This window comes from Cedecea neteri, assembly GCF_000758305.1.
GTDB classification, from domain to species: Bacteria; Pseudomonadota; Gammaproteobacteria; order Enterobacterales; family Enterobacteriaceae; genus Cedecea; species Cedecea neteri_C.
Map to the genome: position 1 here is coordinate 2,704,576 of NZ_CP009458.1, position 23,327 is coordinate 2,727,902.

Genomic DNA, 23,327 nt, shown 5'->3' on the forward strand with positions numbered 1-23,327 from the left:
GGATGTTGCTTAGAAAAGTTAAAGATTTTCGATTGTCGGCAGTCGGTTACTGCCTGGCGCTCAGTTTCGCTCCGCTGTTTGTGGCCCAGGCCGACGAGCCTGCCGTCGTTCCCTCCGACAGTTCTGCTTTCCAGACCGATCGGCCCACGGAACTCAATCAGCCTTTGGCACAGTCTACGGCGACGGCCACGATGGCCGGGACTTTGCCAACAAACACCTCCACGATGTCGGCGGCACAAAGCCGGTCGCAGCTTATTGCAGGCCTGCCTGCAGGATACACGCCGGTTTATCTCAACGCCCTGTCGGCCTTCTATGCCGCGCGTGATATGAAGCCGATGTGGGAAAACCGCGATGCGGTTAAAGCCTTTCAGCAACAGCTGGCGGAAGTGGCCATTGCCGGAATACAGCCGCAGTTTAACCAGTGGGTTGAGCTGTTGACCGACCCAGCAGTGACCGGTATGGCGCGAGATGTGGTGCTTTCTGACGCCATGATGGGCTACCTGCAGTTCGTTTCAGGGATCCCGATCGACGGCAATCGCTGGCTTTATAGCAGTACGCCTTACAAGTTAAAAACGCCGCCTTTGTCGGTGATTAACCAGTGGCAGGTGGCCGTTGATCAGGGTTCTCTGGTGAACTTTATCGACAGCCTTGCGCCTCAGCATCCGCAGTACGCCCAGCTGCATCAGTCGTTGATTCATCTGCTGGCTGACACCCGTCCGTGGCCGCAGATGGCTGGCAAAGAGACGTTGAGGCCGGGGCAGTGGAGCAACGACGTGGGGGCGTTGAGAGAAATTCTTGCCCGAACCGGCATGCTCCAGGACAAGTCATCGGGGGTGACCAGCGTAGCCGATGTCACCGTAAGTCCGTCCGCGATTAACGTCGAAGACGCATCTCCTCAGGCAGGCAAGAAGAAATCTCAGGCTGCAGCCCGCGGCGTTTACAGCCGCGATCTAGTGGATGGCGTTAAGCGCTTCCAGCAATGGCAAGGGCTAGGCTCGGATGGCGCGATTGGCCAACTGACGCGCGACTGGCTTAACGTCACGCCTCAGCAGCGTGCGGCGCTTGTTGCATTGAATATTCAGCGTTTACGACTGCTGCCGGACAAACTCGAAACCGGCATTATGGTGAACATCCCTAACTATTCGCTGGTGTATTACCTTAACGGTAATGAAGCGTTGGCTTCTCGCGTTATCGTTGGGCGCCCGGATCGTAAAACCCCGATGATGAGTAGCGCGCTGAACAATGTCGTGGTTAACCCGCCGTGGAACGTGCCGCCGACGCTGGCGCGCAAAGATATTTTGCCAAAGGTTCGGCAGAATCCGGGTTACCTCGAGCAGCACGGCTATAGCGTGATCCGCGGCTGGAGCAACAATGCCGAGATGATCGATCCGTGGCGCGTAGACTGGTCGACGATCACCGAGAATAATCTGCCGTTCCGCTTCCAGCAGAAGCCCGGCACGCAGAACTCGCTTGGGCGCTATAAGTTCAATATGCCGAGTTCTGACGCCATCTACCTGCACGACACGCCAAATCATAACCTCTTCCAGAAGGATGCAAGGGCGCTGAGTTCAGGTTGTGTGCGCGTCAATAAGGCGTCCGAACTTGCAAATATGCTCCTCCAGGATGCCGGGTGGAATGATTCCCGGATATCCAGCACGTTGCAGGAAGGTAATACCAAATACGTCAATATCCGCCATAACATTCCGGTTAACCTCTACTATTTGACCGCTTTTGTCGGAAAAGATGGCCGTACCGAGTTTCGTACAGATATTTACAATTATGATCTCACCGCGCGATCTGGCGCACAAAACCTCGCAAAAGCCGGGTTATTAATCCGCTAAACGCAACATTTCTAATGAATTAGTGGTCGTAGAAAATGTAAAACTCAGCCGGGTCCTCTACAGGGCCCGCCGTTGCTGGGTTTTATCGTGCCTTGACTCCCCGGATTCGGGCAGTTATGGTGCGATGGCTGTGCGCAAAAGTGCATATTAAACCATCATTTTATTACCTGTAGACCTGGATATCATGGACAAATTTGACGCTAATCGCCGCAAGCTACTGGCTTTGGGGGGCGTGGCTTTCGGTGCCGCTCTCATGCCTTTGCCGTCGTTTGCCACCCTCTCGACACCACGCCCGCGCATTTTGACTCTCAATAACCTGCATACTGGAGAGTCACTGAAAGCTGAGTTTTTTGATGGCAGAGGCTATATTCAGGATGAATTAGCAAGACTTAATCACTTCTTCCGGGACTACCGGGCGAACAAGATTAAATCTATCGATCCTTCTCTGTTCGACCAACTCTATCGCCTGCAGGGGCTTTTGGGGACTAACAAACCGGTCCAGCTGGTTTCCGGCTACCGTTCCATTGACACCAACAATGAACTTCGTGCTCACAGCCGCGGTGTGGCGAAAAAAAGCTACCACACCAAAGGCCAGGCGATGGATTTCCACATTGAAGGCGTTTCGTTAAGCAATATTCGCAAAGCAGCATTATCTATGCGGGCAGGTGGTGTAGGATACTACCCCAGCAGCGACTTTGTGCATATTGATACCGGGCCGGTAAGGCACTGGTAAAACAACGGAATCCGGCTTTGTTGTCGGTAATGGAGCAGCATGAACTATCACATTATTCCGGTCACGGCTTTTGCCCAGAACTGTTCTCTTATTTGGTGCGAGGAAACGCAGCAGGCGGCGCTGGTGGATCCCGGCGGTGACGCGGCGCGCATTAAGCAAGAGGTGGCGCAGAAAGGCGTGCAGATTAGCCAAATCCTGCTGACGCATGGTCATCTCGATCACGTCGGCGCGGCGGCTGAGCTGGCGGCACATTATGGCGTGCCTGTTGTGGGACCGGAAAAAGAAGATGAGTTCTGGCTGCAGGGACTGCCGCAGCAAAGCCGAATGTTTGGCCTCGACGAGTGTCAGCCTTTGACGCCGGACCGCTGGCTAAATGAAGGGGAATGTGTCTCCGTAGGGAATGTAACTTTACAGGTGTTGCATTGTCCGGGGCATACGCCCGGCCATATCGTTTTCTTCGATGCGGCCTCTCGTTTGCTGGTCTCGGGAGATGTCATCTTTAAAGGCGGAGTGGGGCGCAGCGATTTCCCGCGTGGCGATCACGCGGCGTTGATTAATTCGATCAAACGTAAGCTGCTGCCGCTGGGGGATGATGTAACCTTTATCCCCGGTCATGGTCCAATGTCTACGCTGGGTTACGAGCGCCTGCATAATCCGTTTCTGCAGGACGAGCAGCCGGTCTGGTAAAACGGATTTTCAGTAAAAAAAAAGAGCCGCTTATGCGGCTCTTTCAGACTGCTGATAAAACTCTGATGACAGAAGAAATACCAGACGGCTTTTTAAAGAAAACAGGAAAATCAATTTATTGGTTTTCGGCTGATAACCACAAAGAGGGAAAAACCACGTTTTTTCCCTCTTTGTCAGCAATATTAGAGCCGCTTATGCGGCTCTTTTGCTATGCATGGCTGTTACAGCACGGCAACGATGGCTTCGCACAGCGGCGCCATGTTATCCGGCGTCATGCCCGCCACGTTAACGCGGCCAGATGCGACGGCGTAAACGCCAAACTCTTCACGCAGGCGCAGCACCTGTTCTTTGGTCAGACCGCTGAACGAGAACATCCCGTTCTGATTAATGATGAAGCTAAAGTCGCGGTTGGCGCCTTTCTCCTGCAGGGTATTCACAAACAGCTGACGCATGCGGTGAATGCGCTGGCGCATATCGGTCAGCTCTTGTTCCCACATGGTACGCAGTGCGTCGTTGCTCAGAATAGTCGCCACAACGGAGGCACCGTGCGCTGGCGGGTTGGAGTAGTTGGCGCGAATAACCGATTTCACCTGGCTGAATGAACGGTCAGCGGTGTCGGCATCGGCGGCAACCAGCGTGAAAGCACCCACGCGCTCGTTGTACAAACCGAAGTTCTTGGAGTAGGAGCTGGCCACCAGCAGTTCTTTGTGACCGGCTGCGAAAATACGTAGGCCTTCGGCATCTTCTTCCAGACCACGAGCAAAGCCCTGGTAAGCAAAGTCAAACAGCGGCAGCCAGCCTTTGGCCAGCGACATCTCCGCCAGCGTTTTCCACTGTTCAGCGGTAGGATCGATCCCGGTTGGGTTATGGCAGCAGCCGTGGAACAGCACTACATCACCGGCTTCCGCCGCCTGCAGGCTGGCCACCAGGCCATCAAAGTCCAGGCTGTGATTTTCCGCATCGTAATAGGCGTACTCTTTCACTTCCAGGCCCGCGGAGTTAAACACGCTTTTGTGGTTAGGCCAGCTTGGATTACTTACCCAGACGCGTTTTGCCGAGGTGTTTTTCGCCAGGAAATCAGCGGCGACGCGCAGCGCACCGGTCCCGCCTGGGGTTTGTGCCGTACGCGCGCGTTTGTCAGAGATAAGCGCGTTGCTTTTGCCGAACAGCAGCTCTTGTGTGCAGCGGCCAAACTCTGGAATACCATCAATGCCCAGATAGTTTTTGGTGGTCTCATTTTCCAGCAAATAAAGCTCTGCTTTTTTCACGCTGGTCAGGACAGGGGTCTTACCGGTCTCGTCCTTATAGACCCCGATGCCGAGGTTAATTTTGGTTGGACGGTCGTCGGCGCGAAACAGGTCGGCCAGACCAAGAATAGGATCGGCAGGGGCAGCGGTAATGTTCTCAAACATGACGGGTTCCATTAGTGATATCGGGGGAAATCGCTTTCAGGTTAACTGCTGTTTTACGAATTGCCAACCGTTTGCGACAAAAAGAGACGGTTAGCGATAACATCGGGTTTATTCTACTTTTTTGCCATAAAAAAACAGGGCCGAAGCCCTGTTTTTAAACATTTCAGACAAACAAATGGCTGAAATTAGAACTGGTAGGTCACGCCAACTGCTGCCTGGTCGTCAGAACCAACCCAACCGCCGTCAGTTTTAGCTGCTTCGCTGTCGCTCAGCAGGTTGAAGCGGTAGTCAAAGTAAACGTTGAAGTTTTTGTTGAAGTAGTAAGTCGCACCAGCTTCGATGTATTTAGCCAGATCAGCGTTGCCGCCGTCTACGCTAGCCAGTTTTTTGCCTTTGGACTGAACGTATGCCAGGGATGGACGCAGGCCGAAGTCGAACTGGTACTGAGCGATAACTTCAAAGTTCTGAGTCTTCTTCGCTACGCTGAAGTAGTTCGGGTTATCAGCCTTTTCTGGGCTGTTATAAACGTTGTTGCTCAGACGGCTCATGTTACGCGTTTCGGCATAAACCGCGGCCAGGTAAACGTTGTTCGCGTCGTACTTGGTACCCAGAGCCCACGCTTCAGCTTTGTTGCCGTTGTCGTCTAATTTCTGCTTGGTGGTGCGGTTGGAGTTGCTGTATGCACCAATTGCAGAGAAGCCAGCACCGAAGTCATAGCCCAGAGAGTAGCCTACGCCGTCGCCGTTTGATTGGGCTGGGTTTGCATTCTCATTTTTGGCCTGGTACTGAATACCGACGTTCAGACCGTCAACCAGACCGAAGAAACCGCTGTTGCGGTAGGTCAGCAGACCGTTAGCACGGCTGGTCATGTAGTTATCTACATAGCCACCGCCCCAAGTTTCGCCAGACCATGATGGTGCCATATCGGTATAGGATTCAACATCGTAAACGATACCGTAGTTACGGCCGTAGTCGATGGAACCACCGTTAGCGATTTTCAAGCCTGCGAATGCCAGACGGGTAGAGTTAGTCTGGTTGCCTTCGCCGCCGTTTGCACGAGCACGATATTCCCACTGGCCATAACCGGTCAGATCGCTGTTGATCTGAGTTTCGCCTTTAAAGCCGATCTGGCCGTAGTTGACGTCGGTATTGCCTTTACCACCGGTGGTGGTGAAGTCACGCTCACCAACAACTTTACCGTACAGATCCAGTTTGTTGCCGTTTTTGTTGTAGATTTCTGCAGCGTTAGCTGCACCGGCTACCAGCAGAGCAGGGATTACCACTGCCAGAATATTGCGCTTCATCATTATTTATTACCCTCATTGTGGTTTTTATGGACACCTGCCACTGCCGTCAATAATTCTTTACGGAACTATTGATGATAGTTTGGTGTCTTTCTGTATCTGTCAGGCATCTTTCCATCCATGAAACCGTTTCGCTAGCCTGAAAGTGCTACAAATGTCTAAACTGAGTTTCAAAAAGAAAATATGTGTAACTAAATATTAATTTTAGGGAACTTTGTGAACCATTTCAAATTTCACTCTCAGTGCAACTCGAATGTGTGTTTTCTAAGCATATATATATGAATTACTTATGTTTAATTTGCATAAAGTTATGAAGTGAATATTTCTTGTTCACAATTGTTCATTTTTTGACTTATTTTTGGATGGCTGGACGTCTGTGTGAAAAGTGAGCAAATATGCTATGCCAATCACTATTTAGAAGTGCTAGCAAACTTAAGCGCAATTTTTGTTAAAGAGTGTGAGACAGAAATAGTTGGTAACGGGGCAGTTGGGAATGAGGGTTGAAATTGACGTTTGTTTAATAAGCGTTGAAGAAAATAGACCTTTTGTCCTGATATGTAAAAAAGGCCAGCGGAAGCTGGCCTTTTGTTTTCTTTAACTTAGAAGCTTGCGTTACGCGGCGTACGTGGGAACGGAATAACATCACGCACGTTCTGAACACCGGTGACATAGGCGATCAGGCGCTCAAAGCCCAGGCCGAAACCGGAATGTGGCACGGTGCCGTAGCGGCGCAGGTCGCGATACCACCAGTAATCTTCTTTATTCAGACCCATTTCAGCCATACGCGCGTCCAGCACATCCAGGCGCTCTTCACGCTGGGAACCACCGATGATTTCACCGATACCTGGAGCCAGAACGTCCATAGCGGCAACGGTTTTACCGTCTTCGTTAAGGCGCATATAGAAAGCTTTGATGTCTTTCGGGTAGTTTTTCACCACCACCGGTGCCTTGAAGTGCTGCTCGGCCAGGTAACGTTCGTGCTCGGAGGAGAGATCGACACCCCAATAAACCGGGTTTTCGAACTTATGCCCACAGTTCAGCAAGATCTCCACCGCATCGGTGTAGTTCACCTGAGCAAAGTCTGCGGAGATGAAGCGTTCCAGGCGCTCAATGGCCTCTTTGTCCACGCGCTCGGCAAAGAACTTCATGTCGTCCATGCGTTCTTCCAGGACGGCTTTAAAGACGTACTTGAGCATCGCTTCGGCCAGGCCGGCAACGTCGTCCAGATCGGCAAAGGCCACTTCTGGCTCCAGCATCCAGAACTCCGCCAGGTGGCGGCTGGTGTTGGAGTTTTCTGCACGGAAGGTTGGCCCGAAGGTATAAACCTTGGACAGCGCGCTCGCATAGGTTTCGCCGTTAAGCTGGCCGGAAACGGTCAGGAAGGCTTCTTTACCGAAGAAGTCTTTATCAAAATCGACTTTGCCTTCTGCGGTGCGAGGCAGGTTTTCCAGATCCAGCGTTGAAACGCGGAACATCTCGCCGGCGCCTTCGGTATCGGAAGCGGTGATCAGCGGGGTAGATACCCAGAAATAACCATTTTCGTGGAAGAAGCGATGCAGAGCCTGAGCCAGCGTGTGACGCACGCGCGCTACGGCACCAATCATGTTGGTACGCGGGCGCAGGTGAGCGACTTCGCGGAGGTATTCGATGCTATGACGTTTGGCCGCCATCGGATAGGTATCCGGATCGTCAACCCAGCCGGTCACTTCGACTTTGGTGGCCTGAAGTTCGAAAGCCTGGCCCTGGCCCTGAGACTCGACGACCACGCCGGTAACAATCACGGAGCAGCCGGTGGTCAGGCGCAGAACGTCTTCATTGTAATTGGGCAGAGAATTATTAATGACGGCCTGTACAGGATCAAAGCAGGAACCGTCGTAGACGGCGAGGAAGGAGATACCAGCTTTTGAATCTCTTCGAGTACGTACCCACCCGCGCACGGTGACTTCGCTGTCAACGGCGGCACGGCCCTGGAGTACGTCGGCTACAGGCACAACGCTCATAGTTTTCTCTCTATTAAATGGTCAATGACAAAAAAAATAGTAACCCACAGATGGGGGTTATCTATGTTACCTGTCGCGCGCCATCAGACAAGCAGAATTCGCGTTACTTATGAAGAAATAAAGGAAAGAGAGAAGGGCGGTGAATAGCGAGGTCGCTATTCACCGATTATCGCGGAATCAGCTGGCTTTTTTAACCAACGGTAAGTCAAAGGCTTTGCGTAAGGCTCGCACAAAGGCTTTATCGTGGCAGATGGTTTTTCCCGGGCTGTCCGAGAGCTTCGCGACGGGCTTGCCGTTGCACTCTACGAGCTTAATCACGATGTTCAGCGGCTTAACCTGCGGAATGTCGCAGGTAAGACGGGTGCCGATACCAAAGCTGAGGTTCACCCGGGATGAGAAGCGGCGATATAGCTCCACGGCTTTGTTTAAATCCAGGTTGTCGGAAAACACCAACACTTTGCTTAACGGATCGATACCAAGCTTTTGGTAGTGGGCAATGGCTTTTTCTCCCCACTCAACGGGATCACCTGAATCGTGGCGCAGCCCCTGATAGCGCGTGGCAAACTCTTTGCCGAAATCGCGCAGGAAAGCATCCATGGTGATGCAGTCAGTCAGAGCAATCCCGAGCTGATCGGGATATTCGTCCAGCCAGGCCTGCAGCGCCGCACGTTGACTGTTCGCCAGGTCCGGGCTTATCTGCTGATGCGCCTGGAACCACTCGTGGGCCTGAGTGCCCATTGGCGTAAGGTCGAGGCGGCGAGCCAGATCGTAGTTGCTGGTGCCGATAAACCACGGCTCCTGCTTGAGGCGCTCTACAATGGCCTGCTGTACTTCCCGAGAGAAACGGCGGCGGGTGCCAAAGTCCATCAGGCGGAAATGTGAAAGATCGAGCCCGTCAGTCAGCGCGTTAAATTCCCGCAGCTTACTTTCCAGGTGATCCAGCGCCATTTTTGGCGTCACGCCGGGGGCGCGATGCTGGTGAACGACTTCACTGATTACCGCCAGCAGGGGAACTTCCCACATGATGACTTCGCGCCAGGGGCCGCTGAGGCGGATATCCAGATGACCATGATTATTGGTCACCTGAACCTGGGAAGGGTCATAGCGGAAATCACGCAGCCAGTCGAGGTAATCGGCTTTGAAAAAGGGCAGGCTTTTCAGCCACTGAAATTCTTCGTCGCTAAGGCGCAGGTGCTGCATAGCCGCAACCTGCTCACGAATAGCCTCGGCATGAATGCCCAGCAGATCGTCGCCGCGGCAGCGGAATTCCGCTGCGACATTTACGTCGTAATAGCGGTGATAAACCGCTTGCTGCATATGAAGCTTATAGGCGTCAGTATCCAGAAGCGTTTGCAAAATCGGGGAAGCGTGTCGTGTCATGGCGCGTTTCAGCATCCTCTCACAGGAGCGTTTCCATCAGTCCGGGCAAATTAAGACGCGGGAGTATACCCTGATTATCTGTTTATTGAAGCAGGATCACAACAATAGGGAGGCAGCCTCTGGAGTGGTTTATGGCCTCTTTAGCGCGAGAATATAGTTCAATGCGTTGAATTAAATGGTGTTTAGAGTACTAAACAAAACGTGCGACATCCTTTTCTCAGTGAAATCACCGGCGGTGAATGGCCGCCGATGTGTACTGGCAATTAACGAATGCGAAGACTGCCGTTCTCCGCTTTTTCACGCAGGGTGTGATTCAGAGATTGAAGTTGTTCGAGCGTCATTCTGCCCATATTCGTTGTGCCTGACCCCAGCAGCGCGTGACTAAATCTGGCGAGTGCGGATGCATCCAGATACAGCGCTTTCAGCCCATGCTGTTTTTTTTCATTCGGGGTGGGGTTGATACGAATCAGGGCGTCTTTCGGTAACGCGACGTTTTGTACCTTACAGGCAAGCGTCAGCGTGGCGAGATCGGCCAGGGATTTCACTTCAATTTCTTTCAGCTTGCCGCCGTTGGCCGTCCCGCTCAGGGGATGATTTTCAGCCTGATAGTTGAACATCGAGGCGGTGTTGCTCAACGAATTATGGATGGTATGCGTTTTCAGGTTATTCACTTTACTGAAGCCAAACACCAGCGGCAGGGTTTGCCCATCGTTGAGCAGATTCAGAAACGGTAATTTCCCACTCACCATTTCGTTTTCAATACGCTGAAAGGCGCTACCGATCAGTTTCCGCGTTTGTTCCGCGGAAGGCGGGTGGCTGTTATCAACGAATTTGATATGCGCCGGGACACCGGTTTGCTGCAGGATTTGCTCCGGTGTTTCCTTTTTTAGTCGATAACCGCTATTCGACAAAAGACGTACCAGGCTGTCATACACCGCCTCTTCCAGATTATTGCTGCTTTTTAGCGTCAACGTTGAGGCCGGGAAATGGCTGGCAGAAGAAGCATGATTGATGGCTTTGCTCAACACATACAGGTTTGATCGCGTCTCTACGGTGGTGGGCTTAATGCCCAGTCCTTTGGCGTACACGCGTGGTTTCTGGCGAAGATTCTCACGCGTTTCAAATTTGTTGCTCGATTCCCGCGTCCTGTCTGAGAAAAATACTTTTCCCTCCAGCGACTGTGAACCGCCTTTAGGATCGTTCACGCCGCCTTTCAGCGCGCCGCTGCGCAATATTTCAAAGCCCCAGGGAGAGCCATGAAATGCTTCCGGCTTGATATAGCCCGGCGGCGCACTGGGATTCAGCGAAGCCAAAAGGCTGTGGTAAAGCCGCGCCCGCGAAGTGCCGTCAATATCACGGCGGTTAGCCAGCGCATCCAGCGGCGAGTTTCCGTGCTGGTCCAGGGCGACAGGTTTGTAGCCCTGCTGTCTTAGCTTTTGGATAGTTGCAATATCGTTTTGGGCAACGGCCTGATGAAAAGCCATGGGGCCGGAAGGGGGAATACGCATATTAAGCTCTCTCAGGAGGAAGGGGCGACATTGAGTGGCGGAGAAAAAGGAAGAGTTCCGTGCCAGAAGGTGCAGGAGAGAAAAGCGTAATACCGCATAAAGCGGTAAAAAATTTGGGCTATCGGCCGCCAAAGATGAAGATTCTGCGTAGCAACATTCCGGCAACAGGAATAGACTGAAGTTCGTTATCTTACGGACGATGTATAAGGTTTTTTATGACACAACAGCCACAAGCCAAATATCGCCACGACTATCGCGCGGCGGATTATACGATAACCGATATCGATTTGACCTTTGACCTTGATGCCGCAAAAACGCAGGTCACCGCAGTTAGCAAAATTGTCCGTCAGGGCGAAGCGGGCGCCCCGCTGCATCTTGATGGTGAAGACCTCACGCTGGTTTCCATTGCCGTAAACGGTAGCGCCTGGCCGCACTATCGCCAGGAAGATGGCGCGCTCATTCTGGAGCAGGTCCCTGACGTCTTTACGCTGACGATTGTGAACGAAATCAGCCCGGCAACCAACACCGCGCTTGAAGGACTGTATCAATCCGGCGAAGCGTTATGTACCCAGTGTGAAGCTGAAGGCTTCCACCACATCACCTGGTACCTGGACCGCCCGGACGTCCTGGCGCGCTTCACGACCAAAGTCATCGCTGACAAAAACAAATATCCGTATTTGCTGGCTAACGGCAACCGCATTGCCGAAGGCGAGCTGGAAAATGGCCGTCACTGGGTGCAGTGGCAGGATCCGTTCCCAAAACCTTGCTACCTGTTTGCGCTGGTGGCGGGTGATTTTGACGTCTTGCGCGACAGCTTCAAAACCCGTTCTGGCCGTGACGTTGCGCTGGAGCTGTTTGTTGACCGCGGGAATCTGGATCGTGCTGACTGGGCGATGACCTCGCTCAAAGCGTCTATGAAGTGGGACGAAACCCGCTTCGGCCTGGAGTATGACCTCGACATCTATATGATCGTCGCCGTCGACTTCTTTAATATGGGCGCGATGGAAAACAAAGGGCTGAATATCTTCAACTCGAAGTATGTCCTGGCCCGAGCCGAAACCGCGACTGACAAAGACTACCTCGACATCGAACGCGTCATCGGCCACGAATATTTCCACAACTGGACGGGCAACCGCGTCACCTGCCGTGACTGGTTCCAGCTTAGCCTGAAAGAGGGCCTAACCGTCTTCCGCGACCAGGAATTCAGCTCTGACCTGGGTTCTCGTGCAGTTAACCGTATTCAGAACGTGCGCACCATGCGTGCGATGCAGTTCGCCGAAGACGCCAGCCCGATGGCGCACCCGATCCGCCCGGACAAAGTTATCGAAATGAATAACTTCTATACCCTGACGGTGTATGAGAAGGGCTCAGAAGTGATTCGTATGCTGCACACGCTGCTGGGTGAAGAAAACTTCCAGAAGGGCATGCAACTTTACTTTGAACGCCATGACGGCAGCGCGGCAACCTGTGATGACTTTGTGCAGGCGATGGAAGACGCGTCCAACGTTGACCTGTCTCATTTCCGCCGCTGGTACAGCCAGGCCGGGACGCCGGTTGTCACCGTGCGTGACGACTACAACCCGGAAACTGAGCACTACACGCTGACTATCAGCCAGATGACGCCGCCGACCGCCGAACAGCAGGAAAAACACCCGCTGCATATCCCGTTTGATATCGAGCTTTACGATAACGAAGGGAAGGTCATTCCGCTGCAGAAGGACGGTCACCCGGTGCACCACGTACTGAACGTGACCCAGGCCGAGCAGACTTTCGTTTTCGACAATGTCTACTTCCAGCCGGTGCCATCTTTGCTGCGTGAATTCTCTGCGCCGGTGAAGCTCGAATACAAATGGAGCGACCAGCAGCTGACGTTCCTGATGCGCCACGCACGGAACGACTTCTCCCGCTGGGATGCGGCGCAGAGCCTGCTGGCAAATTACATCAAGATCAACGTGAACCGCAGCCAGCAAGGGCAGCCGCTTTCTCTGCCGCTGCACGTGGCCGATGCATTCCGCGCCATTCTGCTGGATGAGAAGATCGATCCGGCGCTTGCCGCGGAGATCCTGACGCTGCCTTCGCAGAATGAAATTGCCGAGCTGTTCCAGACCATCGATCCAATCGCCATTGCTGAGGTTCACGGGGCGCTGACCCGTACCCTGGCCGCAGAGCTGGCTGATGAGTTCCTGGCTATTTATAACGCCAATAAGCTCGACAGCTATCGTGTGGATCACGGTGATATCGGCAAGCGCGCGCTGCGCAACACTTGCCTGCGCTATCTGGCGTTTGGTGACGTTGAACTTGCTGAGCAACTGGTACGCGAGCAGTATCAGCAGGCGGACAATATGACCGATTCTATCGCCGCGCTGTCCGCAGCGGTGGCCGCGCAGCTGCCATGCCGTGAAGCGTTGCTGGCTGAGTACGATGAGAAATGGCACAAAGATGGCCTGGTGATGGACAAATGGTTTGTGCTGCAGGCAACCAGCCCGGGTAGCAACACGCTGGCTAAGGTTCGCGAGCTGCTGACTCACCGTTCCTTCAGTCTGGGTAACCCGAACCGCGTACGTTCTCTGATTGGCGCGTTTGCTTCAGCTAACCCGGCCGCGTTCCACGCCAAAGACGGCAGCGGCTATCAGTTTATGGTAGAGATGCTGACCGAACTGAACAGCCGCAACCCGCAAATTGCTTCTCGTCTGGTAGAGCCGCTGATTCGCCTGAAGCGTTATGATGCAGAACGTCAGGCCAAGATGCGTGCCGCGCTGGAGCAGTTGAAAGGCCTGGAGAATTTGTCCGGGGATCTGTTCGAGAAAATCGCCAAAGCGCTGGCGTAAGTTCTGTCCCTCTCCCAATGACAAAAGGGAACGGCAAGTTTCCCCCTCTCCCTCCCAGGGAGAGGGACGGGGTGAGGGTATAAAATCAGCCGGTGCGCACCGCGCGCGCCGGCTCCTCTGAACCTCGTTTCATCACTCTGGCAAGCACCTCAGCCTCCAGCTCCGCAAGCTTCACCGATCCCAGGCGGCGCGGGCGCGGTAAATCAACCGTGAGATCCAGGCCGATTTTTCCTTCTTCTATAAGCAACACGCGGTCGGCCATGGCGACGGCTTCGCTAACGTCGTGGGTGACCAAAAGCACGGTAAAACCGTGCTCCTGCCACAAAGAAACAATCAGTTCCTGCATCTCAATACGCGTCAGGGCATCCAGCGCGCCCAGCGGTTCGTCTAGCAACAACAAACGCGGGCGGTGAATGAGCGCCCTCGCCAGTGCCACACGCTGCTTTTGCCCGCCGGACAGTGCCGCCGGCCATTCATTGGCCCGATTTTCCAGACCTACGGCGGTAAGGGCCTGAAGTGCCGCGTCACGCCAGTTATTTTTAAGCCCGAGTCCGACGTTATCTATCACCGTTTTCCACGGCAGCAGCCTGTCGTCCTGAAACATCAGCCGCGTATCGTCCTGACTGTCTCTCAGCGGTGCACTGCCTGCGAATAGCGCCCCGTGATTAGGGTTTTCCAGCCCGGCAAGCAGACGTAATAGCGTACTTTTGCCGCCGCCGCTGCGGCCGACCACCGCCACGAACTGCCCTGCGGGGATACGCAGTTCTAGTTGATTGAGAATGCTTTTATCGCCGTAGCGTTTGCTTACGCCGTTGAGCCACAGCGGTGTGCCCTGGTTCAGACGAGCAGTTGTCATACCGTCTCCTCCTTTAATTGATAAGCTGGATGCCAGCGTAGCCAGACGCGTTCCAGCAGGCGGGCGCTGACATCGGCGAGTTTGCCCAGCAGCGCATACAGCACGATGGCCACCACCACCACGTCGGTTTGCAGAAACTCCCTGGCATTCATCGCCAGATAGCCAATCCCGGAATTTGCCGAGATCGTTTCGGCGACAATAAGCGTCAGCCACATCAGGCCCAAAGCGAAGCGCACGCCGACCATAATGGACGGCAGCGCGCCCGGCAGAATGACGTGCACGAACAGGCTAAACCCGGAAAGGCCGTAGCTGCGGGCCATTTCCAGCAGCCCGCGATCGATATTGCGGATGCCGTGCCAGGTATTGATGTAAATCGGAAATAGCGTGCCGAGCGCGACCAGAAAGATCTTGGCCGTCTCATCGATACCAAACCACAGGATCACCAGCGGGATCAGCGCCAGGTGTGGGACGTTGCGTAGCATCTGAATAGAGCTGTCCAGCAGGCGCTCTCCCCATCGCGACAGGCCGCTGATCAGGCCTAAGATCAGACCCAACGATCCGCCGATGCTGAAACCAATCACTGCGCGCCAGGAACTGATAGCCAGATGCTGCCAGAGTTCACCGCTGGCTGAGAGGTTCCAGAAAGCCAGCACTACGCCCTCGGGAGAGGGTAAAATACGGGTGGAAAGCCAGCCTGCAGACGAAGCTAATTGCCAGAGAAGAACGATAGCCACCGGCAGCGCCCAGGGGGCCAGGCGCAGCAAGACTTTGTGCACGGACGCTTGCATGGTGCCTCCCTAGCTTTGCGCCACTTTACGCGGGATAAAGTCGTTAGCGACAACTTCGCCTTTTTCCTGAACCTGTCGCGGCTGAGGAATTTCTGGGATGGCCACGTCAAGGTGGGGGAACAGCAGCTCGCCTGCGCGGTAGGCTTCCTCCAGGTGCGGATAGCCGGAAAGAATAAAGCTGTCGATACCCAGGTCGGCGTACTCGTTTATGCGGGCCGCGACGGTGGGTCCATCACCCACCAGCGCGGTGCCTGCGCCGCCGCGGACCAGACCGACACCGGCCCAAAGATTCGGGCTGATTTCCAGTTTGTCTCGTTTACCGCCGTGGAGGGCGGCCATACGCTGTTGCCCGACCGAATCGCTGCGGGCAAAGGCGGCCTGTGCTTTGGCGATTGTGATGTCATCGAGGTGAGAAATAAGTCGATTAGCTGCCTGCCAGGCTTCTTCGTTGGTTTCCCGCACGATAACGTGCAGTCGGATACCAAAGCGAACCTGCCGCCCCTGCGCTTCAGCTTTCGCCCGCACTTGCTCGATCTTTTCTTTTACCAGATGGGGAGGTTCGCCCCAGGTCAGATAAAGGTCAACCTGCTCGGCCGCAAGATCCTGGGCAGCCTCGGAAGAACCGCCAAAATATAGCAGTGGGCGAGGTTGCTGAACCGGAGGATAGAGCAGTTTCGCTCCTTTCACTTTGATGTGCTTGCCGTCGTAATCGACGGTTTCGCCTTCGAGAACGCGCCGCCAGATGCGGGTAAACTCTGCTGATGCCTCATAGCGCTCTTCATGGTCAAGAAATACCCCTTCTGCAGCCAGTTCCTCGGCGTCACCTCCGGTCACCAGGTTGAACAATGCCCGCCCGTTGGAAAGGCGGTCCAGCGTGGCGGCCTGGCGAGCGGCAAGAGTAGGGGAGACAACGCTCGGGCGCAGCGCGACCAGGAACTTAAGTCGTTGAGTGACCGGGATCATTGAGGCGGCGACCAGCCAGGCATCTTCGCAGGAACGGCCGGTCGGGATCAGCACGCCGGTGAAACCGATGCGGTCGGCGGCCTGGGCGATTTGCTGCAGATAGCCGTAGTCGACCGGACGCGCGCCCGTATCGCTGCCAAGATAGTGACCATCACCGTGGGTGGGTAAAAACCAGAACAGGTTAAGACTCATGACTTAGCTCCTTGTGTCGCGCCAGCGGGTTGCCAGATGCGGGTTCGGATATCGACTTTCTTTGGAACAAGGCGATTTTCATAAAACAGGTCGGCGGTATTTTGCTGTTTTGCGGCCGTCGCTTCGCTGACCGGCGTAATTTCAGAAGGAGGGCGATGGTCGAAATAAGTGGCGATCACCGCCTCTGGCAGGCCCATCGTTTTGGCGAGTAGAGCGACACTTTCTGCCCGCTGCGTGCGGGTGAGTGCATCGGCATCGCTAAAGGTTTTCAGGACCTGTTGAAGAAACGGGCCATTCGCTTCCGCATAAGGGCGGGAAGCTAAATAGAACGATCCGGTTTGGTTCAGTTCGCTGCCGTCCGTTAAGACGCGAACGCCGCCGTTTAACAGTGCGGCCGAATAGTACGGATCCCAGATAGCCCAGGCATCGACATTCCCCTGCTGAAAGGCCGCGCGGGCATCGGCGGGGGTCAGGTAAGCGGGCTGAATATCGGAAAACTTCAGTCCGGCTTTTTGCAGCGCGCGCAAAACCAGGTTGTGGGAGCTGGAGCCTTTCTGGAAGGCAATCTTATGGCCTTTTAAATCCGCCACGGTTTTCAGGGGGCTATTTTCGGGGACCAGGATCACTTCCGCTTTCGGTTTAGGCGGCTCGGCACCGACATACAGCAAATCTGCCCCGGCGGCCTGTGCGAAAATAGGCGGGATATCACCTGTGCTCCCCAAATCAATGCTGCCGACGTTCAGCGCCTCCAGCATCTGTGGCCCGGCGGGAAACTCAACCCACGAGACTTTGGTGTTCGGATATTGCTTCTCCAGGAGCTGGTGGCTCTTGGCTAACACCATACTGACGGAGCCTTTTTGGTAACCAATGCGCAGCTGTTCCGGGCTGCTGTCTGAGGCATTGCTGTAGGTTGAAAAGGCGAGCAGGCCGGCAAATGCCAGCCACGGAGAGCGGCGTTTGAGCAGATTAAACATGGCTCACCCCCCGGGCGTCAAACGGCGACGGGACCGCAAAGTCACGGCGGTGCAGAGCCTGCCAGAAGGTTTCCAGCGCTTCGTCCAGACGTTTTTGTAGGTTGGGCGTGAACTGAGGTTTGTGTTGGTAATCGGCTATCTGGCTGTCGTCGGCAAAAACGCCGTGCAGAATCTCCTGCGCTTTGAGCGCATTCAGCACCGGCTTAAGGGCATAGTCCACGGCGAGCATATGCGCCACGGTACCTCCGGTGGCGAGAGGCAGGACAACCTTCTTCTCTAATGCACGCTCGGGGAGTAAATCGAGCAGCGTTTTTAGCGCCCCTGAAAACGAGGCTTTATAGACCGGGGTGGCGATAATCAGGCCATCGGCGGTGCTGAGTTGTTCGGTGAGTGCCAGCAGCGCCGGGCTGTCGAAGCGGGCGTAGAGCAAGTCTTCCGGCGCGAAGTTCTGTAAGTGCCAGTGATAAACTTCAACATCCAGGGCGCTCAGCTTCTCCCGCGCATACTCCAGCAGCGAGCTGGAACGGGACGGGTAGTGAGGGCTTCCGGCCAGGGTAATCACACGCATCACGACTCCTTATAACTAATTGTTTGCTTTTATCTAACATTGATAACAATTAGCGTGATACTCGCAGAGATGATTTCCGTGGCTAAGTGATTTTTCCGGGATAGATTTGCGAAAAAGCGCATATTGCGCGGCGGATAAGAAAACGTTTGCTTCTATTCAGGCTTTTTTGCGACAGGTCAATTCCAATCATCCCCGGGATCGTGAATAATAACGCCCCGGTCTGCACACCGGGAATCCAGGAGAGTTCATGTACTACCCCTTCGTTCGTAAAGCCCTTTTTCAGCTCGATCCAGAGCGCGCTCATGAGTTAACTTTTCAGCAATTACGCTTTGTCACCGGAACGCCGCTTGAGTGGCTGGTGCGTCAGAACGTGCCGTCAAAACCTGTGACCTGCATGGGGTTAACGTTCAAGAATCCGCTGGGCTTAGCCGCGGGCCTGGATAAAAACGGGGAATGCATTGATGCCTTCGGGGCGATGGGCTTTGGCTCCATTGAGATTGGCACCGTCACGCCGCGCCCGCAGCCGGGGAACGATAAGCCGCGTATCTTCCGTCTGGTGGAAGCCGAAGGGCTGATTAACCGCATGGGGTTTAATAATCTCGGGGTGGATAACCTGGTCGAAAACGTAAAAAAAGCGCATTTCGACGGCGTGCTCGGGATTAATATCGGCAAGAACAAAGATACCCCCGTTGAACAGGGTAAAGATGATTATCTGATCTGCATGGATAAGATTTATCCATATGCTGGCTATATTGCGATCAACATCTCATCACCGAATACGCCAGGGCTGCGTACCTTGCAATACGGTGAAGCGTTAGACGATCTTTTAAGCGCCATTAAAAATAAGCAACAAGCGCTGCAAGCGATCCACCATAAATATGTTCCCGTGGCAGTGAAGATCGCGCCGGATCTTTCTGAAGAGGAATTGATCCAGGTGGCAGATAGTTTAGTTCGCCATAATATTGACGGGGTCATTGCAACCAATACCACTTTAGACCGTAGCCTTGTCCAGGGCATGAAGCACTGCGATGAAACCGGGGGCTTGAGCGGGCGTCCTGTGCAATTAAAAAGCACGGAAATTATTCGTCGTCTGTCTCAGGAATTAAATGGTCGGTTACCGATTATCGGCGTCGGTGGTATTGATTCAGTCGTCGCCGCTCGCGAGAAGATGGCAGCGGGAGCTTCACTGGTTCAAATATACTCAGGTTTCATTTTTAAAGGCCCACCGCTGATTAAAGAAATCGTTACCCATCTCTGATCATTTACCTTTTACAGACAACCAGGGCTTTATTTTCAGCCCTGGTTGTTTTATATTCCGCTACTGTTGCTTATTTAAACATATTGGTCTTTTATTAATATGGTGAGAATTTGAGTAGCAATTCAGCAGCGGGATAAATGAAGGGTAAGCATTATGCGAATAAAACCGGACGATAACTGGCGTTGGTATTTCGATGAAGAGCACGATCGAATGATGCTCGATTTGGCCAATGGTATGCTTTTCCGTTCGCGCTTTCCTCGCAAAATGCTAACCCCGGATGCCTTTGAAAATTCAGGCTTTTGTGTGGATGATGCGGCACTTTATTTTTCTTTTGAAGAAAAATGCCGTGATTTACCGTTAGGGAAAGAACAGCGTGCCGAGCTGGTGCTCAACGCCCTGGTCGCGATTCGCTTCCTCAAGCCGCAGATGCCGAAAAGCTGGCATTTTGTCTCGCATGGTGACTGTTGGCAGCCGGGTATCGGAGATGGTGCCTGCGTGTGGCTAAGCGAAAATATGCAGCAGGTTAACCTGCTGGTGGTTGAAACCGGTGATAACGCCGCGCTTTGCCTGCTTGCTCAGCAGGGGCTCACGTTAGCGGGCCGAACCATGCAGCTAGGGGATGCCATTAAAGTCATGAATGACCGACTGAAACCGCAGCCTTTAAGCAGCGGCCTCAGCCTCGATCAGGCCGTTTAGCGCAGCGCCACGCTCACATTCCCTGCGGGCACGCAGCTGCAGCATAAGATGGTGCCGTCCGCGCCAATCGCGCCTTTCTTCAATGCCTTCACTTCGCCATTCAGTAACCGAATCCGACAGCTTCCGCAGATCCCGGCCCGGCAGGAATAGGGGACGCGGATCCCTTTATTTTCCAGCTGTTCCAAAAGGATCTGTTGGTTATTGCCCTGGAATGTCGTGCCTTCCCAGTCAATATTGACGCTACTTTCAGGCTGGCTCTGAGGTTCGAGGCTTTCCACCACTTCACCTGGGCCATAAACATTCGCCGGCCTGTGGGCCAGGACTTCCAGTTCGTCACCCACACGGATAACTCCGCTGTTGCGGGCAATTAAATTCTGACCGAAATCTACTGCGCCACTATTATCCTGCGCGGTGCGGAACCCCTGCAGCGTTTTGAGCGGTTCTCCGCTCGGATGTTTCAGGCCGCGCTCCGGGCTAACCGTCGTAAAGATACAGCGGCTGCAGGGTTTAGCCACGTCGAACGTCACACCGCCAATGCGCACAACTTTCCAGGTATCTTCCGCCCACGCAGCAGCCCCGGTCACCACGATATTCGGGCGAAACTGGGTCATTTTAACGCTGGCGGGGCAGCGGTTTTGCAGGTCGCGCAGCGAAGCTTCGTTGGTCAGTAAATAAGGGAAACCGTCGGCAAAAGAGAGCGGCACTTCTTCATGTCGTTTCACCCGGCGAGTGGGCTGCTCGCCAACCCAGCGCAGCTGCACCGGACGGGAGAAGAACCCGCTCAGCCACTGATTAATTTCATCGGGAGCAATAAGCGCGGTAAAGTGCGTGCCCCAGACTTCGGTTGGCTCCGGCGTTGCGGCGAAATCAGCAAAGCGAATGCTGGCCGAGCTGCCGTCCGGGGCGGATAAATAAAGGCCGTCATGTAGGAATGCGGGAGTGAACAGCACCATCTGCGGATGCTGGCGGGCGGTAATAAAGGTGCCATCCAGCTCGGTAATCATAAAGATGCGGTCAAAAGCCAGGCCGCTGATAGTTGCCTGCGCGTGGGAGAGCGCCAGGCCGCGCATGGATTTTACCGGGTGAACATAAAGTTGAGACAGAGTAATCACGACGCCCTCCGTGGGAAGTAAATATAAGAGGGCAACTTTATGACATGCGTTGCGGATTAGCTATAATGCGCCACAATTTTCTTTTTACCTGATAAGTGACGATATGAATTCTCTGTTTGCCAGTACGGCGCGTGGGCTTGAAGAGCTGTTAAAAACTGAACTAGAAAACCTGGGGGCCCAGGGCTGCCAGGTGGTTCAGGGCGGCGTACATTTCCAGGGGGATACTCGTTTACTCTATCAAAGCCTGATGTGGAGCCGCCTGGCTTCGCGCATTTTGCTGCCGCTCAGCGAATGCAAAGTTTACAGCGATCTCGACCTTTATCTCGGGGTGATGGCGATCGACTGGCCGGCGCTGTTCGGGCCGGGTGCCACGTTTGCCGTGCACTTCAGTGGCCTGAACGAAACCATCCGCAACAGCCAGTACGGGGCGCTGAAGGTAAAGGATGCGATTGTTGACTCCTTTACCCGTAAAAACCTGCCGCGTCCGGATGTCGATCGCGAGCAGCCGGACCTGCGCATTAACGTCTGGCTGAATAAAGATACCGCCAGCATTGCCCTGGATCTCAGCGGCGAAGGCCTGCATCAGCGCGGCTACCGCGATGCAACCGGTGCAGCTCCAATTAAAGAAACGCTGGCGGCGGCTATCGTGATGCGTTCCGGCTGGCAGCACGGCACCCCGCTGTTGGATCCGATGTGTGGCTCCGGCACGTTGTTGATTGAAGGGGCGATGATCGCCACCGATCGTGCGCCGGGTCTGCACCGTAAGCACTGGGGCTTCCTGAACTGGGCGAAGCATGATGCTGACGTCTGGAAAGAGGTGGTAACCGAAGCGCAGGTTCGCGCCCGTCGCGGCCTGACTGAATATCAGTCTCGTTTCTATGGTTCAGATAACGACAGTCGTGTGATTGAACGCGCCCGTGCCAACGCCCGCCGTGCGGGTCTGGCGGACGTGATTAGCTTCGACGTTAAGGATGTGGCTAACCTGGTCAATCCACTGCCGGAAGGCCCGGCGGGGACGGTTATCAGCAACCCGCCATACGGCGAACGTCTGGAAAGCGAGCCAGCGCTGATTGCCCTGCATAGCCTGCTGGGCCGTCACCTGAAAAACCAGTTCGGTGGCTGGCATCTGTCGCTGTTCAGCGCCTCCCCTGAACTGCTGAGCTGCCTGCAGCTGCGCGCCGACCGCCAGTTTAAAGCGAAAAACGGCCCGCTGGATTGCGTACAGAAAAACTATCAGCTGGCGGCTAACCCTGCTGGCGTTGCCGCGGGCAGTGGCCAGATTGCCGAAGATTACGCCAACCGCCTGCGTAAAAACGTCAAGAAGCTCGACAAGTGGGCGCGTCAGGAAGGCATCGAATGTTATCGCCTGTACGACGGCGATCTGCCTGACTACAACGTGGCGGTTGACCGCTACGGCGACTGGGTCGTGGTGCAGGAGTATGCGCCCCCGAAAACCATCGACCCAAACAAAGCGCGTCAGCGCCTGTTTGACGTCATCGCGGCAACGCTTGCGGTGCTTGAGCTGCCGACCAACAAGCTGGTGCTAAAAACCCGTGAACGTCAGAAAGGCAAAAATCAGTACCAGAAGATGGGCGAGAAGGGCGATTTCATGGAAGTGAGCGAATATGACGCTCGCCTGTGGGTCAACCTAACCGACTACCTGGATACTGGCCTGTTCCTCGACCACCGTATTGCCCGTCGCATGCTGGGGCAGATGAGCAAGGGCAAAGACTTCCTGAACCTCTTTTCCTACACCGGTAGTGCCACGGTGCACGCGGGGCTGGGCGGAGCGAAAAGCACCACGACGGTAGATATGTCCCGCACCTATCTTGAATGGGCGGAGCGTAACCTGCGCCTGAACGGCTTAACTGGCCGCGCCCATCGCCTGGTGCAGGCTGATTGCCTGGGCTGGCTGCGCGACAGCGACGAACAGTTCGACCTGATCTTTATTGACCCGCCGACATTCTCCAACTCCAAGCGTATGGAAGACTCTTTCGACGTGCAGCGTGACCACATTGCGCTGATGAAAGATCTGAAGCGCCTGCTGCGTCGCGGCGGCACCATTATGTTCTCCAACAATAAACGTGGCTTCAAAATGGACTTCGCCGGCCTGGCGGAGCTGGGCCTGGTTGCACAGGAAATCACACAAAAAACGCAGTCGCAGGACTTTGCGCGCAACCGCCAGATCCATAACTGTTGGTTAGTCACTCACGAATCCCGGGATTAA

19 protein-coding genes are annotated in these 23,327 nt (G+C 54.4%); 7 read left to right on the top strand and 12 right to left on the bottom strand.

The window, feature by feature from the left end; all coding sequences use genetic code 11:
• The first annotated feature begins 2 nt into the window (after positions 1-2).
• The 3 genes from ldtD (at position 3) to LH23_RS12655 (ending at position 3,261) form a co-directional block, all read left to right on the top strand.
• A complete protein-coding gene (gene ldtD, locus LH23_RS12645) occupies positions 3-1,841 on the top strand; it encodes a L,D-transpeptidase (RefSeq protein ID WP_039291531.1) in 1,839 nt (612 codons plus the stop codon).
• Between the two features lie 184 nt (positions 1,842-2,025).
• Complete coding sequence (locus LH23_RS12650) at positions 2,026-2,574, top strand: YcbK family protein (protein WP_008461203.1); 549 nt, start codon at positions 2,026-2,028, stop codon at positions 2,572-2,574.
• Positions 2,575-2,613: 39 nt separating this feature from the next.
• Positions 2,614-3,261 (top strand): MBL fold metallo-hydrolase, encoded by a 648-nt coding sequence (locus LH23_RS12655; protein ID WP_039291534.1) that lies wholly within the window; start codon positions 2,614-2,616, stop codon positions 3,259-3,261.
• Positions 3,262-3,482: 221 nt separating this feature from the next.
• Here the strand turns inward: LH23_RS12655 and LH23_RS12660 are convergent, their stop codons facing one another.
• The 5 genes from LH23_RS12660 to LH23_RS12680 form a co-directional block, all read right to left on the bottom strand.
• Positions 3,483-4,673, bottom strand: a complete 1,191-nt coding sequence (locus tag LH23_RS12660; protein ID WP_039291536.1) for an amino acid aminotransferase — start codon at positions 4,671-4,673, stop codon at positions 3,483-3,485.
• Between the two features lie 185 nt (positions 4,674-4,858).
• Entirely contained in the window at positions 4,859-5,980 is a 1,122-nt protein-coding gene (locus LH23_RS12665; RefSeq protein ID WP_039291537.1) for a porin, read from the bottom strand.
• 596 nt (positions 5,981-6,576) lie between these two features.
• Positions 6,577-7,977, bottom strand: a complete 1,401-nt coding sequence (asnS, locus tag LH23_RS12670) for an asparagine--tRNA ligase (RefSeq protein ID WP_039291539.1) — start codon at positions 7,975-7,977, stop codon at positions 6,577-6,579.
• Between the two features lie 177 nt (positions 7,978-8,154).
• Positions 8,155-9,357, bottom strand: a complete 1,203-nt coding sequence (gene pncB / locus LH23_RS12675) for a nicotinate phosphoribosyltransferase (protein ID WP_039296635.1) — start codon at positions 9,355-9,357, stop codon at positions 8,155-8,157.
• A gap of 263 nt (positions 9,358-9,620) precedes the next feature.
• The gene (locus tag LH23_RS12680; protein WP_052050214.1) at positions 9,621-10,865 is read right to left on the bottom strand and encodes a hypothetical protein; all 1,245 of its coding nucleotides are present in this window, start codon (positions 10,863-10,865) and stop codon (positions 9,621-9,623) included.
• A 215-nt stretch (positions 10,866-11,080) separates the two neighbouring features.
• On the opposite strand from LH23_RS12680, the gene pepN reads away from it, so the two are divergent.
• A complete protein-coding gene (pepN, locus tag LH23_RS12685; protein ID WP_039291541.1) occupies positions 11,081-13,693 on the top strand; it encodes an aminopeptidase N in 2,613 nt (870 codons plus the stop codon).
• 85 nt (positions 13,694-13,778) lie between these two features.
• Here pepN and ssuB read toward each other — a convergent pair whose 3' ends face one another.
• The 6 genes from ssuB to LH23_RS24275 form a co-directional block, all read right to left on the bottom strand.
• A complete protein-coding gene (gene ssuB, locus LH23_RS12690; protein ID WP_039291544.1) occupies positions 13,779-14,549 on the bottom strand; it encodes an aliphatic sulfonates ABC transporter ATP-binding protein in 771 nt (256 codons plus the stop codon).
• Positions 14,546-15,337, bottom strand: coding sequence for an aliphatic sulfonate ABC transporter permease SsuC (gene ssuC / locus LH23_RS12695; RefSeq protein WP_008461221.1), 792 nt, complete (start codon positions 15,335-15,337; stop codon positions 14,546-14,548). Before ssuC ends, ssuB begins: the two co-directional genes overlap by 4 nt.
• Before the next feature lie 9 nt (positions 15,338-15,346).
• Positions 15,347-16,492, bottom strand: coding sequence for an FMNH2-dependent alkanesulfonate monooxygenase (gene ssuD / locus LH23_RS12700; RefSeq protein ID WP_039291546.1), 1,146 nt, complete (start codon positions 16,490-16,492; stop codon positions 15,347-15,349).
• Positions 16,489-17,466: a sulfonate ABC transporter substrate-binding protein gene (locus tag LH23_RS12705; protein ID WP_039291548.1), complete on the bottom strand. Its 978-nt coding sequence runs from the start codon at positions 17,464-17,466 to the stop codon at positions 16,489-16,491. The genes ssuD and LH23_RS12705 overlap by 4 nt, the downstream gene beginning before the upstream one ends.
• Complete coding sequence (gene ssuE / locus LH23_RS12710; RefSeq protein WP_039291550.1) at positions 17,459-18,034, bottom strand: NADPH-dependent FMN reductase; 576 nt, start codon at positions 18,032-18,034, stop codon at positions 17,459-17,461. Before ssuE ends, LH23_RS12705 begins: the two co-directional genes overlap by 8 nt.
• A gap of 82 nt (positions 18,035-18,116) precedes the next feature.
• Positions 18,117-18,338 (bottom strand): hypothetical protein, encoded by a 222-nt coding sequence (locus tag LH23_RS24275; RefSeq protein ID WP_231560200.1) that lies wholly within the window; start codon positions 18,336-18,338, stop codon positions 18,117-18,119.
• On the opposite strand from LH23_RS24275, the gene pyrD reads away from it, so the two are divergent.
• Entirely contained in the window at positions 18,282-19,292 is a 1,011-nt protein-coding gene (gene pyrD / locus LH23_RS12715) for a quinone-dependent dihydroorotate dehydrogenase (protein ID WP_039291554.1), read from the top strand. The two genes, LH23_RS24275 and pyrD, sit on opposite strands and share 57 nt — an antisense overlap.
• A gap of 153 nt (positions 19,293-19,445) precedes the next feature.
• Positions 19,446-19,988, top strand: coding sequence for a cell division protein ZapC (zapC, locus tag LH23_RS12720; RefSeq protein ID WP_039291557.1), 543 nt, complete (start codon positions 19,446-19,448; stop codon positions 19,986-19,988).
• Here the strand turns inward: zapC and LH23_RS12725 are convergent.
• Positions 19,985-21,100 carry a YcbX family protein gene (locus LH23_RS12725; RefSeq protein ID WP_039291561.1) on the bottom strand — a complete coding sequence of 372 codons (1,116 nt, stop codon included), beginning with the start codon at positions 21,098-21,100 and terminating at the stop codon, positions 19,985-19,987. The genes zapC and LH23_RS12725 overlap by 4 nt on opposite strands.
• Positions 21,101-21,203: 103 nt before the next feature.
• Here LH23_RS12725 and rlmKL point away from each other — a divergent pair, with 103 nt between their 5' ends.
• On the top strand, positions 21,204-23,327 hold the full coding sequence (rlmKL, locus tag LH23_RS12730; RefSeq protein WP_039291565.1) for a bifunctional 23S rRNA (guanine(2069)-N(7))-methyltransferase RlmK/23S rRNA (guanine(2445)-N(2))-methyltransferase RlmL: 2,124 nt from the start codon (positions 21,204-21,206) through the stop codon (positions 23,325-23,327).